At 42.7% G+C, this 16,319-nt stretch carries 17 protein-coding genes and 1 pseudogene; 15 read left to right on the forward strand and 3 right to left on the reverse strand.

The window, feature by feature from the left end:
- Nucleotides 1–61 precede the first annotated feature (61 nt).
- From pilM to trpS, 11 genes are all read left to right on the forward strand, one after another.
- Nucleotides 62–910 (forward strand): type IV pilus biogenesis protein PilM, encoded by an 849-nt coding sequence (pilM, locus tag Xedl_RS08225; RefSeq protein WP_074023334.1) that lies wholly within the window; start codon nucleotides 62–64, stop codon nucleotides 908–910.
- Nucleotides 910–1,458 carry a PilN domain-containing protein gene (locus Xedl_RS08230; protein WP_083600295.1) on the forward strand — a complete coding sequence of 183 codons (549 nt, stop codon included), beginning with the start codon at nucleotides 910–912 and terminating at the stop codon, nucleotides 1,456–1,458. The genes pilM and Xedl_RS08230 overlap by 1 nt, the downstream gene beginning before the upstream one ends.
- Entirely contained in the window at nucleotides 1,448–1,999 is a 552-nt protein-coding gene (locus Xedl_RS08235; RefSeq protein ID WP_074023336.1) for a hypothetical protein, read from the forward strand. Before Xedl_RS08230 ends, Xedl_RS08235 begins: the two co-directional genes overlap by 11 nt.
- Entirely contained in the window at nucleotides 1,996–3,060 is a 1,065-nt protein-coding gene (locus Xedl_RS08240; RefSeq protein WP_083600296.1) for a secretin N-terminal domain-containing protein, read from the forward strand. The genes Xedl_RS08235 and Xedl_RS08240 overlap by 4 nt, the downstream gene beginning before the upstream one ends.
- A gap of 445 nt (nucleotides 3,061–3,505) precedes the next feature.
- Nucleotides 3,506–4,027, forward strand: coding sequence for a shikimate kinase AroK (aroK, locus tag Xedl_RS08250; RefSeq protein ID WP_074023338.1), 522 nt, complete (start codon nucleotides 3,506–3,508; stop codon nucleotides 4,025–4,027).
- 45 nt (nucleotides 4,028–4,072) lie between these two features.
- Nucleotides 4,073–5,170: a 3-dehydroquinate synthase gene (aroB, locus tag Xedl_RS08255; protein ID WP_074023339.1), complete on the forward strand. Its 1,098-nt coding sequence runs from the start codon at nucleotides 4,073–4,075 to the stop codon at nucleotides 5,168–5,170.
- Between the two features lie 260 nt (nucleotides 5,171–5,430).
- Nucleotides 5,431–6,402, forward strand: coding sequence for an SPOR domain-containing protein (locus tag Xedl_RS08260; protein WP_074023340.1), 972 nt, complete (start codon nucleotides 5,431–5,433; stop codon nucleotides 6,400–6,402).
- An 85-nt stretch (nucleotides 6,403–6,487) separates the two neighbouring features.
- A complete protein-coding gene (dam, locus tag Xedl_RS08265) occupies nucleotides 6,488–7,306 on the forward strand; it encodes an adenine-specific DNA-methyltransferase (RefSeq protein WP_074023341.1) in 819 nt (272 codons plus the stop codon).
- 59 nt (nucleotides 7,307–7,365) lie between these two features.
- Nucleotides 7,366–8,040, forward strand: coding sequence for a ribulose-phosphate 3-epimerase (rpe, locus tag Xedl_RS08270; protein WP_074023342.1), 675 nt, complete (start codon nucleotides 7,366–7,368; stop codon nucleotides 8,038–8,040).
- On the forward strand, nucleotides 8,040–8,762 hold the full coding sequence (locus tag Xedl_RS08275) for a phosphoglycolate phosphatase (protein ID WP_074023343.1): 723 nt from the start codon (nucleotides 8,040–8,042) through the stop codon (nucleotides 8,760–8,762). The genes rpe and Xedl_RS08275 overlap by 1 nt, the downstream gene beginning before the upstream one ends.
- Nucleotides 8,763–8,766: 4 nt before the next feature.
- Nucleotides 8,767–9,801, forward strand: coding sequence for a tryptophan--tRNA ligase (gene trpS, locus Xedl_RS08280; protein ID WP_074023344.1), 1,035 nt, complete (start codon nucleotides 8,767–8,769; stop codon nucleotides 9,799–9,801).
- Between the two features lie 58 nt (nucleotides 9,802–9,859).
- On the opposite strand, the gene yiiM is transcribed toward trpS, so the two are convergent.
- A complete protein-coding gene (gene yiiM, locus Xedl_RS08285) occupies nucleotides 9,860–10,531 on the reverse strand; it encodes a 6-hydroxyaminopurine reductase (protein WP_074023345.1) in 672 nt (223 codons plus the stop codon).
- Nucleotides 10,532–10,657: 126 nt separating this feature from the next.
- Nucleotides 10,658–11,284 (reverse strand): superoxide dismutase [Mn], encoded by a 627-nt coding sequence (gene sodA, locus Xedl_RS08290; RefSeq protein WP_074023346.1) that lies wholly within the window; start codon nucleotides 11,282–11,284, stop codon nucleotides 10,658–10,660.
- A 380-nt stretch (nucleotides 11,285–11,664) separates the two neighbouring features.
- On the opposite strand from sodA, the gene acs reads away from it, so the two are divergent.
- The 3 genes from acs (at nucleotide 11,665) to actP (ending at nucleotide 15,746) form a co-directional block, all read left to right on the forward strand.
- Nucleotides 11,665–13,620 (forward strand): acetate--CoA ligase, encoded by a 1,956-nt coding sequence (gene acs, locus Xedl_RS08295; RefSeq protein ID WP_074023347.1) that lies wholly within the window; start codon nucleotides 11,665–11,667, stop codon nucleotides 13,618–13,620.
- A gap of 168 nt (nucleotides 13,621–13,788) precedes the next feature.
- Nucleotides 13,789–14,100: a DUF485 domain-containing protein gene (locus tag Xedl_RS08300; RefSeq protein ID WP_074023348.1), complete on the forward strand. Its 312-nt coding sequence runs from the start codon at nucleotides 13,789–13,791 to the stop codon at nucleotides 14,098–14,100.
- Nucleotides 14,097–15,746 (forward strand): cation/acetate symporter ActP, encoded by a 1,650-nt coding sequence (gene actP, locus Xedl_RS08305; RefSeq protein WP_074023349.1) that lies wholly within the window; start codon nucleotides 14,097–14,099, stop codon nucleotides 15,744–15,746. Before Xedl_RS08300 ends, actP begins: the two co-directional genes overlap by 4 nt.
- A gap of 27 nt (nucleotides 15,747–15,773) precedes the next feature.
- Here the strand turns inward: actP and Xedl_RS08310 are convergent.
- Nucleotides 15,774–16,079, reverse strand: a pseudogene (locus Xedl_RS08310) (transposase); the annotation flags it as partial.
- Between the two features lie 61 nt (nucleotides 16,080–16,140).
- On the opposite strand from Xedl_RS08310, the gene Xedl_RS08315 reads away from it, so the two are divergent.
- The coding region (locus Xedl_RS08315; RefSeq protein ID WP_074023358.1) for an IS630 transposase-related protein at nucleotides 16,141–16,319 on the forward strand (179 nt) is incomplete at its 3' end.

Here is a 16,319-nt window from a genome sequence, read left to right on the forward strand (position 1 = left end):
TGTCTCATTAGGTTTTCATTAAGTTAATGTTTTCGTTGATAGTAGATAAGGAGATCTCTATATGTATCCATCTAAATGGTATATCGGACTGGATATCCAAGATCATTACATTCGCGCTCTTGCCGCCATTAAACGCCGTGATGGTTGGCAACTTCGACATTGCTGGCAATATCAATTATCCAGCGAGATTATTTCAGGAGGACGGCTACAAGATCCCGAAAAATTACTCCGCATTTTAATGCAATGGAGAAAAATATTACCTAAGAATATTAGCCTAAGATTAGCACTCCCTGTTCAGCAAACCTTACAGCGACAGATCGCCTTGCCTAACCATACGGCTTTGCAGGAGCCAGAACTTGGCTGGTTTGTGCACGCCAATGCTGAAAAACAATTTCCTGTCAGTGAGCTGGCGTTGGATTATCGTGTTCATGATCAGCAGATTTGCATCAGTGCAACTCGCCAAAAAGATCTCAACCTTTGGCTGAATCTGTTCGCAGAGATCAATTTATCTCTTGATGCCATTGATATTGCACCCTGTGCATTGCGTTATGTCGCTAAACTTGCGGGTGTGCCTGACGACAGTTGGTTGGTTCACAAACGTATCACAGACTGGCTATGGGTCGCTCCTGCCAACCGACCTTTCGGTTATGGCCTGATAGCTTCACAACCGGATTCTCATCGACTCCAAATCATCAACCAGCTCCCTATGACTCCAGAAACAGAAGATTATGCAATTTATTACAGCGATGAAGAGCAATCGACATCAGTAAAAGCGATAGCAATATCAACAGAATCGGCCAATATCTGGCAACTCTTAATGGCCTTCCGCCACTATCATCCCCCGCTGCCAGACAAAACGAATGCATTCATTATTGCCGCAGGTTTAGCGCTCAGGCCAGGTGATCAGTGATGCATCAAGTCAACTTCTTACCTTGGCGGCAGAAAAGGCTAAAACGTCAGTGCCAAACATGGGGAGTAATACTTTGCTTACAACTTATATTGTGGGCAACCGTATTGGTGTTTATTTCTACGCTACAAACAAACCAGATTAAACAATATCGCGGACAATTAGCGGAAATTGCCCACCAATTAGCGCAATTACAACAAACTATCACTGCAACAGATCAAGCAGTGCAACAACACCAACAATTGTCACAACAATTACGGAAAAAACGCCTATTCATGGAACAGAATCAACGTTATTTACAACTATTTCGCCAACTTCCTCATTTATTACCAGAAAATAGTTGGCTGACTACATTTAGTGACGACAGTGGACAGTTAATTTTTACCGCCCGCAGTCAAAACTATACAGATATCTCCCATTTGTTGGATAACCTGACTGACGATACTTCGCTTAACAATGTACAGCTAAGAAAAATGACCACGACAGAAGATCATTTCAAGGTCTTTACCATTGATGCAAATTGGTTGATGGGAGAATCCGATGAGAAATAATTATCTTGAATGGTTTTATCGCCCTGTCTGGCAACAGCTTATCTTGCAACAATTGCTCATCATCTCACTGCTGTTGGGATTCTACTTTTTGGTCTGGCAGAAAAATCGGCATGAAATTCATACCCTCCAGAGCGATATTAAGCAACAGCAACACAATGCAGTACTATCTGAGCAAAGGCTTGCTGCACTACCATCCCTGCCTGAAACTCAACAGCAGATCCAGCACATGACCACAAGCCTTGCCCAAAACAGCTATCCCTCATCCTCAAAAAATATTCCGTCCCAAAATACGACCATACTCAAACAACTGCATATACCGCTGACTCACTCTGGCAGCCAGTTAATGGAGTGGAAAATCCACAAAGAAAATGAACATGTTTTCTGGCATATCATGTTGTCACTCAATTACGGCCAATTTCTCCATTTCCTGAATGAAATTCAAAAGTTGCAACCACCGTTACTGATTAAGCACATCACAATTACTCCCACCGACGATAACCTAATGGTTCGCCTCGTTTTTGCAGATGAGGAGAAATCATGAACCGCTATCCTTTGATTCTCCTAATCTGTCTCTTATTCCCCCTATTCGGTTTTACCGGAGAAGAGCCAAATTTTGACATGCCAATAAGAGATCCGTTCCAGCCTCCTATATCTGCAATGGAGGATAAAACTGATTTGTCTCCAACAGAGCAAAATGAGCAAGAACAAGAGATCGAATATCAGGCAATTACTTTGCAATACGCCGATGCAGGGCAAGTAGCTGAACAATTACAGCAAAATCACCCTGCGCTGCTGACAAAATGGGGAAAGGTTGAACATGACCCCTTAACCAACAGTCTGATCCTGGAAGATAAATTTGATGCTATTACCCGTATCAAAAACTGGCTGAAAGAAGTCGATACTCCACAACAACAAGTACAGATTACCGCCCATATTGTTACCAGCAGTAGGGAAGCCCTGCATGAATTGGGGCTCCACTGGGGAGTAAACGCCGATCCACATAATCAATCAATAGGTCTAAACCGCTTAAATCTACATCAACCTGCCGGCAACCAGCGCCATAGGTTGGTACTGAATACCGCCCGCATTCACGCAAATTTGTTAGAGTTAGAACTCAGCGCACTAGAGCAGGAAAACCAGCTCGATATCATTGCCAGCCCACGGCTAACCGCTTCACACCAGCAAGCAGCCAGTATCAAGCAAGGTTCTGAAATTCCTTATATTATTCAGAACAAGAATAAAACAACTGTCCAATTTAAAGAGGCAGTATTGGGTATGGAAGTTACTCCCCATATTTTAAGGCAAGGAAAAATCCGGCTCGCGCTAAAAATCAGCCAGAACGCCCCTGGTTTTTCCATCAATCAAGGAGGAAATGAAAATCTGGCTATTGATAAACAAGAGATAATAACGCAAGTTACGATCAGAAATGGAGAAACCTTGATTCTTGGAGGGATTTTTCAACAGAAAAAAACCGCAAGTTTACAAAAAGTTCCTTATCTGTCCGACATTCCCCTATTGGGGGCATTATTTAACCAAAAAGGAGAGCAACATAGCCGCCGAGAACTCGTCATTTTTATCACACCTCAACTGATTGATATTTAATCAATTAAAAAATATCAAATGTAAATCAATAAATTAATAACAATAACTGTGTTTTTTCTGGCAAATAACCTACTGTTTTTCTTAGCCTGACCTATTTATGGATTTGACGCTGAGAGTAATTTAGCATACAAGGATTAACTAATTGAGTGAGCAGATCTAACGTCACAAGCAGGAGTCCATACCCAATAGATTTCGAATTGCAGCACAGCAACAATTTGGAAAATGACAGGTAGATACAGTAGGCTCTCAATCGGCCAGTAAAAACATAAATCTGATGGCTCAGGTTCGTGCCAGATTTATATAGTTGCAATACAGGCTGATGTGCTGAGATAATTTTCTTATCTGATCTCACATTCTCACTCATGAGGTTTCAGTTTAGGTCCCGTGGCTAATCTGATTGGCGGGGCGGGTTATCATTAACAAACAGTCTTAGAATACCAAAAACATGGCAGAGAAACGCAATATCTTTCTGGTTGGGCCTATGGGTGCCGGCAAAAGCACTATTGGTCGTCAGTTAGCTCAGCAACTCAATATGGAGTTTTACGACTCTGATCAAGAAATTGAGCGACGTACCGGAGCTGACGTGGGCTGGGTATTTGATGTGGAAGGCGAAGAAGGCTTCCGCGATCGCGAAGAAAAAATAATTAACGAACTGACTGAAAAACAAGGCATCGTATTGGCTACCGGAGGGGGATCTGTTAAATCAAAAGAAACCCGCAATCGCCTGTCTGCCCGTGGTGTGGTCGTCTATTTAGAAACAACCATCGAAAAACAGTTGGCTCGTACTCAGCGCGATAAAAAACGCCCTTTACTTCAAGTTGAAGCACCAGCACGAGAAGTTTTAGAGAATTTGGCTGATGAGCGCAATCCTCTTTATGAGGAAATTGCTGACGTGACTATTCGCACAGATGAGCAAAGCGCCAAAGTCGTTGCTAACCAAATCATTGAGTTACTGGAAAAAAACTGATTATAGCGAGTCCGCATAGCGGCAAACGATAAGGCGAAAGCTGATATGGAACAAGTGGCTGTTACGTTAGGTGAAAGAAGCTATCCAATTACCATAGCCGAAGGGCTATTTTCTGACAGTGAGGCATTCAAGCCTCTGCAAGCAGGTCAACAGGTCATGATAGTGACCAATGAAACCCTTGCCCCCCTGTATCTTGAACAGGTGAAATCCACATTGCAGAGAATGGATCTTCGGGTAAATGAAGTTATTTTGCCTGACGGTGAACAGCACAAATCGCTTTTTGTGCTCAACGATATATTTTCCGCCTTGCTGGAAAATAATCATGGTCGTGACACAACGCTTATCGCTCTTGGTGGTGGTGTAATCGGTGATATGACGGGGTTTGCTGCTGCTAGCTATCAACGCGGCGTTCGTTTCATCCAGGTACCCACCACACTGCTCTCTCAGGTTGACTCTTCCGTCGGTGGAAAAACAGGAGTCAACCACCTCCTCGGCAAAAACATGATAGGCGCTTTCTACCAGCCAGCTTCGGTTATTGTCGATCTCAATTGTCTGAAAACATTACCTGCTCAAGAGTTATATTCAGGTCTGGCTGAAGTGATTAAATACGGCATCATTCTGGATGGCGAATTCTTTAGCTGGCTTGAAGAGAATATTGAGAAATTACTGGCCCTCGACAGTCAGGCAATGGCCTATTGCATCCGTCGTTGCTGTGAACTTAAAGCATTGGTTGTCGCGGCTGATGAACAAGAACGCAGTGGGATGCGTGCACTGTTAAATCTCGGTCATACCTTTGGACATGCGATTGAAGCTGAAATGGGTTATGGTGTCTGGCTACATGGTCATGCCGTTGCGGCGGGTATGGTGATGGCTGCCAGAGCATCTGAACTGGTCGGCACATTCTCAAAACAAGACACTCAACGGATCATCCGCCTGCTGGAACGCGCAAAATTACCGATTAATGGCCCTGAAGCTATGTCCCCTAATACCTATTTACCTCACATGATGCGTGACAAAAAAGTGTCTGCCGGAAAACTGCATCTGGTACTACCGACAGCCATCGGGGAAGCAAAACTTCGTTCTGATATTGAGAAAGACGTTATTTCGGCTGCCATTCGTCTATCTCAGCCATCCCCCCACTAGGGACAGATACTCTCTAATTAATTCCAACTTATTGCTCTGGCAGTGAGTTTTGCTGCCAGGCTGAAATTTGGAAGATGAAGGGAATTTCTGGATATGACAAAATTTGCGCTGATAATATAAAGCGGCATGATGAATTATTCTCTAGCTGTTATGCTATACAACAGCTACATTATCAAATAAAGCATCATTGGTTTTAGTTAGGTCAGACTGCCAAACCTCTTCATTAATAATTGGCAGAACTATCTCTGTTGGGAGGGCATATGGACGAATTAAAATCAGAAAACAAACAAAAAACAGAAAATGAATTAAAGCCAGATACTTCTGATCGCAGCCCTCAGCGCTCCAGAAGCCAATTCAATCAACCTAAGCTCACAATATCCCGCCAGCAAATAATGATCGGTGTTGGCATTCTGGTACTTTTGCTTCTGATTATTGCTATCAGCTCTGCATTAAAATCACCCACTGAGCATGAAAAACAACAATCACAGCAAAATGCGGTGGAAAAGAGTATTAACCTTTCTGGTTCCTCTCCGCTTTCTTCCCATTCCCCTGGCAGCGAGCCAGAAACCCCGTCAGAGCCAACAATGCATGGCGCACGTGAAATCAGTCCACCGCCCATTAGTAGTACACCAAGCAAAGATCTTCCCCCCGCAACTGGAACTGGTGGCTATAACCAGCGCATAGAGTTGCCGGGTGATATTTCTGATGCTTTGAATCAACAACAAAGTAACATTAATAATTCTGTGCAAAACAATCTGACACAACCACAAGTTAAACCCACTAAGCCAGCAGTAATACCTCCTGCTGAACCAAACAAACCAGAGAAGGTTGCACCAACAAAAGTTACACCACCGAAAATAGAAAAACCTAAAACAGAAAATCAGGCTAGAGAAGGGAATTACGCCAAAGCGACTAGTCACCATCAGGCTAATAAAAAGAGCACCGATGCTGGTGGTGATCTGCTGAAAGCACCAGCAAACCAATTCACACTACAATTGAGTAGTGCCAGCCGTTCTGATACCTTAACCGCCTTCGCGAAAAAAAATAACCTTGCTAATCACAAGGTTTATGAAACCAAGCGCGATGGCAAAACATGGTTTATCTTGATCTACGGTGATTACAGTTCTGTTTCTGATGCTAAAAAAGCCATTGCTTCACTCCCTGCTGAAGTTCAGGCCAAAAAACCTTGGGTCAGAAAATTACAACAAGTTCAGCAAGATCTGAAAAAATAAAACTATTTTGATTAGGCGCTGATATGCTGTCCTAAACAGAGTACAATCTGCGACTCTGAAATTATTGAATAACTAATTTGACGGCATGAAAAAAAAACGCGCTTTCTTAAAATGGGCCGGTGGAAAATACCCCTTGGTAGATGATATTAAACATCATCTGCCAGAGGGAGATTGCTTGATTGAGCCATTTGTTGGCGCAGGCTCGGTATTTCTCAATACCGATTATGATTCTTACATTTTGTCAGATATCAATAACGATCTGATCAACTTGTATAATGCCGTAAAATCTCGTGCAGATGAATTTATTCATCATGTCCGTCCATTATTTTCATCGGAGTTCAACACTGCCGAAAACTTCTATCGCCTGAGAGAAGAGTTCAACAAAAGCAAAGATCCCTTTCGCCGCAGTATGCTGTTTCTTTACCTGAACCGCCACTGCTATAACGGACTTTGTCGCTATAACTCACGAGGTGAGTTTAACGTGCCTTTTGGGCGCTATAAAAAGCCTTATTTTCCTCAAGATGAGCTTTACTGGTTTGCAGAAAAATCTCAAAAAGCGACTTTTATCTGCCAACATTACGAAATAGCATTAAACAATGCCTCAAAGGGCTCGGTGATTTATTGTGATCCCCCGTATGCCCCACTTTCGGCTACGGCTAATTTTACAGCCTACCATACAAATAGTTTTAACCTTCTCGATCAGGAAAATCTGGCGCATATCGCCTACCATATCTCGTCTCAAAAAGGTATTCCGGTGCTTATCTCTAATCATGACACGCCGATGACACGGGAGTGGTATCATCATGCTTCCCTTTACATTGTTAAAGCCCGTCGGACAATAAGTAGAAATATTCTTGCCCGTAGTAAAGTTGATGAACTTTTGGCGTTATACTGCCAGAAGTGATTGAGGTTTCCAGCCCCAGAAATAACAGGGGATAAAACAATGAATTGGAGAAGATAACAATGAAGAAAGACTTTCTGATTGCCCCATCCATTCTATCCGCAGATTTTGCCCGATTAGGTGAAGATACCGCTAAGGTTTTGGCAGCAGGCGCTGATGTTGTGCATTTTGATGTCATGGATAACCATTACGTGCCAAATTTGACGATTGGTCCAATGGTCTGTCAGGCACTGCGCAATTATGGCATTACAGCGCCAATTGATGTTCACCTGATGGTAAAACCCGTTGATCGTATCATTCCTGATTTTGCTAAGGCTGGGGCAACTTATATCACTTTCCATCCTGAAGCTAGTGAGCATATCGATCGCACACTGCAACTTATCAAGGAGCATGGCTGTAAAGCAGGCTTGGTTTTTAATCCGGCAACGCCTCTTAGCTATCTTGATTACGTATTAGATAAGCTGGATGTAATTCTGTTGATGTCTGTTAATCCCGGTTTCGGCGGTCAATCTTTCATTCCAGAAACCCTGAAAAAAATGGGTCAGGTACGCAAAATCATTGATGACAGTGGATACGATATCCGTCTCGAAGTTGATGGCGGCATCAAACCCAGCAATATTGCAAAGGCGGCTCAGGCTGGCGCAGATATGTTCGTTGCTGGCTCTGCTATTTTCAGCCAGCCAGATTATAAAGCGGTTATTGATGAGATGCGCCGCGAATTATCGAAGGTCGCATAATGAAAAACGACGTCGTAAAAGGAATTCGAGCCATTGCATTTGATTTGGATGGCACCCTGGTAGACAGTGCAAGTGGTTTGGCTGATGCTTTAGATCAGGCTCTGGTTGCCAAAGGCTTACCCGCTGCGGGCAAAGAGCGCGTTGCTGTCTGGATAGGCAATGGTGCTGATGTTATGGTTGAACGCGCATTAAAGTGGGCTGGTGCAGAACTGTCTGCCGAATTGCATCGCGAAACACGTACGCTGTTTGATAAATTTTATGAAACTAGCGTAACCACAGGCAGCCAACTGTTTCCCCAGGTAAAAGAGACGTTAGCAGAACTGGTAAAACACAATTTGCCAATGGCGATTGTTACGAATAAACCAACTCCTTTTATTGCTCCATTACTGGAATCACTCGGTATCAGTGAATACTTTTCATTGGTACTGGGCGGTGACGATGTTAAAGAGAAAAAGCCTCATCCCGCCCCACTCTATCTAACAATGGGTATGTTTGGTTTGCATAAAGAAGAATTGCTTTTTGTTGGCGATTCCCGTAATGATATTTACGCAGCACAAGCCGCTGGTTGCCCGTGTGTTGGCTTAACCTATGGATATAACTACGGCGAATCGATAGCATCAAGCCATCCAAATTATGTATTGAACCATTTTTCGGATTTACTCCCAACTATTGGACTATCCACTTTGAAACCATTATCCGGTCTAAAAATACAGGAAGATTAATAAAATGAATGAACCCACTGCAATGAAACCAAACTCCCAAAAACCTATTGTATTCAGCGGCGCACAACCCTCCGGTGAATTGACCATCGGTAACTATATGGGGGCGTTACGTCAGTGGGTTAAAATGCAAGATGAATATGATTGCATTTATTGCATCGTTAACCAGCATGCCATTACTGTGCGTCAAGATCCCAATGAACTGAAAAAACGCACGTTGGATACGCTGGCACTTTACCTTGCCTGTGGTATTGACCCAAAGAAAAGCACCATCTTCGTTCAGTCACATGTTCCACAACATTCCCAGTTAAGCTGGGTGCTGAATTGCTACACTTATTTCGGTGAACTTAGCCGCATGACTCAGTTCAAGGATAAATCAGCCCGCCATGCAGAAAATATTAATGCTGGCTTGTTTGATTATCCGGTTCTCATGGCTGCTGATATTTTGCTTTATCAGGCCAATCAGATCCCTGTAGGCATTGACCAGAAGCAGCACCTTGAATTAACCCGCGATTTGGCGCTGCGGTTTAACGCTTTATACGGCGATATTTTCACTGTTCCAGAGCCATTTATTCCAACAGGTGGCGCCCGTGTGATGTCATTGCAAGATCCGAGCAAGAAAATGTCGAAGTCGGATGATAACCGCAATAACGTCATTGCTCTGCTGGAAGACCCTAAATCCGTCGTCAAGAAAATTAAACGTGCGCTTACCGATTCTGATGAACCACCTTGCGTACGTTACGATCAGGAAAATAAACCAGGCGTTTCCAACTTACTGGATATTCTCGCGGGTGTAACAGGTAAAACTATTCCTGAATTAGAAGCCGAGTTTGAGGGTAAAATGTACGGCCATTTGAAAGGGGCTGTTGCAGATGCCGTAAGTGAAATGTTGACAGGCTTACAAGAACGTTTCCACCACTTCCGTAACGATGAAGCCTTGCTTAACCAAATCATGGCAGAAGGTGCGGCCAAGGCTCAGGCTCGTGCTCAGGCAACCTTGGATAAAGTCTATGAAGTGGTAGGTTTGATCGCTCACCCGTAACAGCCGTTCTTATGTGAATGCCAAAGGGTATATTTCCCCCTTTGGCATAGAAATTCCGTTACTTACCGAATAAACGACGATTAAAATCCTCAATTCTTCCATGCAATATACGTTTTTGCATCGTCAGATTCCAACTGGCAGATAATCCAGCAGTGCCCATTAAGCGACGATACAACTCTTCATCGTATGGATTATGAAAAGCAATGGAAATGGCTTCCTTAACAGAAACATCGCTATTGCGGCTTAACAGTTTTATCGGTTCACCAGCACTAACTAAGCCAGGAGAGATAACACGATATAACCAACCACAACGCCCATTATTTTGCATCATTACAGCAAACTCACTGATGTTTGTAATAAAATTGAGTTTATAGCATGGAGAGCGTGGTTGAGTGACCTGAATCAGAGCTTCATCCCATTGGAAAATATCACCAATATAAACATTATCTTCTGTCATTCCTTCTGTAGATAGATTCTCACCAAATAAGGGAGAGACTAATAATTCCATCAAGTCAGGAAATTGCCTTTTCCAAAATAGGTAATGCTCTCTTGGATAATGACAAAGCGCCCGATCAACTCCACCATGAAAACGAGTTTCCGCTTGTTCATCGCCTTCTAGCCCAAGAGAAGTTAGCTGTAAACGACCATTCACCACCAGTTTATTGATCGCACTGAAACCCAATGTTTCTGACGATGATATTTTGCCTCTATATATTTGTGGATAATACATGTTTATTCCCTCTCAATAAGCTAGTGAAGATGAATAAGTATTATCCTGGCATAATAGCCAAGATTGCAGGCAATAAAAATGCTGGTCATTGCTATGACCAGCATTCTTGTAAAAATAATGGATGGATTATTTCATTTTTTCTTCGTAGCGTTTTGCCGCTTCATCCCAGTTTACTACATGCCAAAATGCTTTAATGTAATCAGGGCGGCGATTCTGATATTTCAGGTAATAAGCATGCTCCCATACATCCAGACCAACAATCGGGTAGCCAGAAGCACCAGCTATCTCTTCACCCATTAGTGGGCTATCCTGATTAGCTGTTGAAACAACAGCAAGTTTGCCATCTTCTTTCAGTACCAACCATGCCCAGCCAGAGCCAAAACGAGTTGCTGCCGCTTGTTCAAATTTTTCTTTGAAGCTGTCGATACTGCCAAAATCGCGTTCAATTGCGCTTTTCAAGGCACCATCCAATACTGTACCTAATTTTAAGCCTTTCCAAAACAGACTGTGGTTTGAGTGACCACCCGCATTGTTGCGAATAAAATTGCGTTTATCGGCTGGAATTTTATCAAGCTGCTGGACAAGATCATCAATATCAAGTTTGCTTAATTCTGGAAAGGCTTCCAGAGCAGTATTCGTGTTAGTGACATACGTCTGATGGTGTTTAGTATGGTGAATTTCCATCGTTTGTTTATCGAAATGAGGCTCTAGCGCATCATAGGAGTAAGGTAGAGAAGGCAATGAATGGCTCATATCATATCTCCAGTTGTTTAGAATTTAGAATATATAAAGCTCACACCTTGTGAACAGTATGATTATTATAGTGAATTGAACAATAATGAAAATGATTATCAATTCCATATTATTACTATGGTTTCCTCTATACGTTCATGTTTCATGTCTCTACCTAGATAAAAATACCAATAAAAAACCGAAATAACAGCATATAAAACCAATAAAGATAATAAACTCATTACTTAGTCTTGCTTAAATCTACAGCATTAAATGATCATTCCATAAAATTCACGCTCTTTATTGCGTGATCTTCCGCGCAAAAAAGAAACAAAAATGCTTTTTACACTTTAGTTAACCTTGTTTTGACATAGTATTAACAATTGCAAGGAGATAAAAATATGACTCAAATAATCAAGCATCTTATTCCTGCTGATATTGCAGATACGGCCCTGATAAGCAAGCAACAGTACCTACAAGACTATCAAAGGTCAGTTCAAGACCCAGAAGGCTTCTGGGGGGAAAAAGGTAAAGTTGTTGACTGGATTAGGCCCTACACCAAGGTCAAAAATACTTCTTTCGATCCTGGGCATATCAGCATCCGCTGGTTTGAAGATGGCACCCTGAACTTAAGTGCCAACTGTCTTGATCGCCATTTGCAAGAGCGTGGTGATCAAACTGCCATTATATGGGAAGGAGATAATCCCGCAGAGTCCCGCCATGTCACGTATCGAGAATTACATCATGACGTCTGCCAATTTGCCAATGTGTTGAAAAAACAGGGGATCAAAAAAGGCGATGTTGTTGCTATCTATATGCCAATGGTGCCAGAAGCCGCCGTTGCAATGTTAGCCTGTGCCCGTATCGGCGCGATCCATTCCGTAATTTTTGGTGGTTTCTCTCCTGATGCCATCGCTGGCCGAGTTATCGATTCCAACGCTAAACTCGTGATTACCGCAGATGAAGGCTTGCGAGCGGGTCGCACAATCCCATTGAAAAAAAATGTTGATGAGGCTCTGAACAATTCTGATGTTACTAGTGTGACTAATGTGGTTGTTTTCAGACGTACCGGAAATATTAAAAACTGGAATAACGGTCGTGACTTATGGTGGCATGAGCTGACCGAGAGTGTTAGTGCTGAATGTCCCGCTGAAGAGATAGGTGCCGAAGATCCATTATTCATTCTTTATACCTCAGGCTCTACAGGTAAACCTAAAGGTGTCCTGCATACGACAGGCGGTTATTTAGTCTACGCATCTTTAACGTTTAAGTACACGTTTGACTATCGCCCTGAGGAAATTTACTGGTGTACAGCCGACATAGGCTGGGTAACAGGACATAGCTATCTGCTATATGGGCCTCTGTCTTGCGGTGCCACAACTTTAATGTTTGAAGGTGTTCCCAACTATCCTGAAGTTAACCGTCTCTGTCAGGTTGTTGATAAGCATAAAGTTAATATTCTTTATACTGCGCCAACTGCCATCAGGGCATTAATGGCCGAAGGTGATAAAGCCATAGAAGGTACTAAGCGTACGTCATTGCGCATTATGGGCTCTGTGGGTGAACCCATTAATCCAGAAGCATGGGAATGGTACTATAAAAAAATAGGCAACAGTCAATGCCCTATTGTAGATACATGGTGGCAAACCGAAACGGGCGGATTCATGATCACACCGCTACCAGGAGCTACCGATCTCAAGGCAGGCTCAGCTACTCTGCCATTTTTTGGTGTTAATCCAGCATTGGTTGATAATTCCGGTGAAATTTTAGAGGGTGTGAGTGAAGGCAACCTTGTTATCACGGATTCCTGGCCAGCGCAGGCACGAACTTTATATGGTGATCATGAGCGTTTTGAACAAACCTATTTTTCCACTTTCAAGGGAATGTATTTCAGTGGTGATGGAGCTCGACGTGATGAAGATGGCTATTACTGGATCACCGGTCGGGTTGATGATGTTCTGAATATTTCAGGCCATCGTTTGGGAACCGCAGAAATTGAATCAGCTCTGGTTGCATACCCAAAAATCGCTGAAGCCGCCGTTGTTGGCATCCCTCATCATATCAAAGGACAAGCTATTTACGCCTACGTCACGCTAGTTCATGGTGAAGAGCCTTCCCCTGAACTGTATACCGCGGTCAGAGATTGGGTTCGTAAAGAAATCGGTCCAATTGCAACACCCGATATCCTTCATTGGACAGATTCTCTGCCCAAAACGCGTTCCGGAAAGATTATGCGACGTATTTTGCGCAAGATTGCTTCTGGTGATACCAGCAACTTAGGAGATACCTCCACGCTGGCCGATCCGGGAGTTGTTGAAAAACTGCTAGAAGAAAAACAATCCATCAACATGTCGTAATACATATGCGCCGCCCGCAAGGCGGCTTGAATAACGTATCACCAAAAGTATGAAGCCGTACAGGAACGTGACTAATCATCAAAAATTCCTTTGATAAGGCTATCAATATCTGGCATTTCATAAGATGGCTTAAGGTGTAACGTTTAAAATCAGCAAGGAGATACTCCAATGAGTGACGACATTTATCAAGAGATTGAAAATAATCCACGCTTTAAGGAGTTAGTTAAGAAGCGAGGGCGTTTTGCCTGGCTGTTATCCATCATTATGTTAGTGCTTTATGTGGGTTTTATTTTCCTTATTGCTTTTGCTCCTGAATGGCTTGGAACCCAACTTAATGAAAATACCAGTATGACGTGGGGAATTCCTGTAGGAATTGGGATCATCTTCATATCTTTTATACTGACCGGCATTTATGTGGTCAGGGCTAATGGTGAGTTTGATCGTCTGACGTCAATTATTCTCAGCGAGGTGAGCAAATGAAAAAAATCGTATTATTATTTTTCTCCCTCTTGCCCATCCTAGCCCAAGCAGATGCCATTTCAGGTAATGTAGAAAAACAACCTTTGAATATTCAGGCAATTATCATGTTCCTGTTATTCGTCGGGTTAACCCTTGGTATTACTTATTGGGCTTCAAAGCGGACTATTTCACGCTCAGATTACTATACTGCTGGCGGGCGTATTACTGGTTTTCAGAATGGTATGGCGATAGCAGGTGACTATATGTCAGCCGCCTCATTTCTGGGAATTTCAGCGTTAGTTTATACCTCTGGTTATGATGGGCTGATCTATTCCATTGGCTTTCTCGTTGGCTGGCCAATTATTCTATTCCTCATTGCCGAAAGATTAAGAAATTTGGGGCGTTATACCTTTGCTGATGTCGCTTCTTATCGGCTGAAACAACGACCTATCCGTACCTTATCCGCAATGGGTTCGTTAGTTGTTGTTGCGTTATATCTAATAGCTCAGATGGTCGGAGCTGGAAAACTGATCGAATTGCTATTCGGATTGAATTATTACGTCGCTGTTGTCTTGGTCGGTATTTTGATGGTGCTTTATGTATTGTTTGGCGGAATGCTGGCGACAACATGGGTTCAGATTATTAAAGCAGTTTTGTTGCTGGCAGGAGCAACATTCATGGCGCTAATGGTCATGAAAACGGTTAATTTCAATTTTCATACCCTGTTTAAAGAGGCCATTGCAGTACATTCTCTTGGGCCTGCCATTATGAGCCCTGGAGGATTGGTCTCTGATCCTATCTCTGCCCTCTCTCTAGGATTGGCATTGATGTTTGGTACGGCAGGATTACCCCATATTATTATGCGGTTTTTTACCGTCAGTGATGCTAAAGAAGCCCGTAAAAGTGTTTTCTATGCAACCGGCTTTATCGGCTATTTTTATATCCTGACGTTTATTATCGGATTTGGTGCAATTCTACTAGTCAGCGCCAATCCTTCATTCAAAGATGCCACTGGTGCATTAATTGGTGGTACAAATATGGCTGCTGTCCATCTGGCAAATGCCGTTGGCGGTGATTTTTTCCTTGGTTTTATCTCTGCTGTTGCTTTTGCCACTATTTTAGCTGTAGTAGCAGGGTTAACATTGGCAGGCGCTTCCGCAGTATCTCATGACCTCTATGCCAATGTGATTAAACGGGGACAAGCTAATGAGCGAGATGAGCTAAAAGTTTCAAAAATTACTGTCGTTATTCTGGGGTTAGTTGCTATTGGCTTGGGTATTTTGTTCGAAAAACAAAACATTGCTTTTATGGTTGGTTTAGCTTTTTCCATTGCCGCAAGTTGTAATTTCCCTATCATTTTATTGTCAATGTACTGGAGCAAGCTGACTACACGCGGAGCATTAGTTGGTGGATGGTTGGGATTACTGACAGCAGTTGTATTAATGATCCTGGGCCCTACGATCTGGGTTAGTATTCTTGGTCATGATAAACCTATTTATCCTTATGAATATCCTGCTTTATTTTCCATGTTTATAGCATTTATCGGGACTTGGTTATCTTCAATTACCGACACTTCCGCACAAGGAATGCAGGCAAGAGAAATGTTCCGCAACCAGTTTATTCGTTCTCAAACGGGTATTGGTATCGAACAAGGGAAAGCACATTAAATTTTGGTTAATTAACCCGAATTCTGCTTAAGCCATCATTGGAACAGCGTCTTCTGAATAGAAAACTTCCAGTGATGGTTTTTTCAATTTAAGGCAGTAAGCGATCAGTCCACCTAAAACGGTCAACATAAATCCTCTTATACTTCGGTGGCGAGAATGCTCTATCTGAGAAATTAATTTTAATTGTCCATTAATCGTTTCAATGATAAAACGCTTTTTTAACATTATCTTATCCCACTCAGCTTGCATACAGGCTTTCATGTTACGCCGTTTTTTCGTGATGAAAGTGACACCGCTTTTGGCTAAATCGTCCGCCAATTCCTGACTCAGATATAGCTAAATCATATCAATATGACATAATATCTAAACCTAAGATGACAAGGCATAAAATGAGATGGGCTACAGCTTAGATTTTCGAAAAAGAGTATTGGCATACAAAGACAAGCATTCGTTGACTTTTGAACAAACGAGTGCCCATTTTGAAGTCTCCATGCGCACCTTGTTCCGGTGGTGCAATCAGATAGAACCTTGCATGACCCGTAATAAACCCGCCACGAAAATCCCTGATGCAGT

The sequence above is a fragment of the Xenorhabdus eapokensis genome, assembly GCF_001908105.1.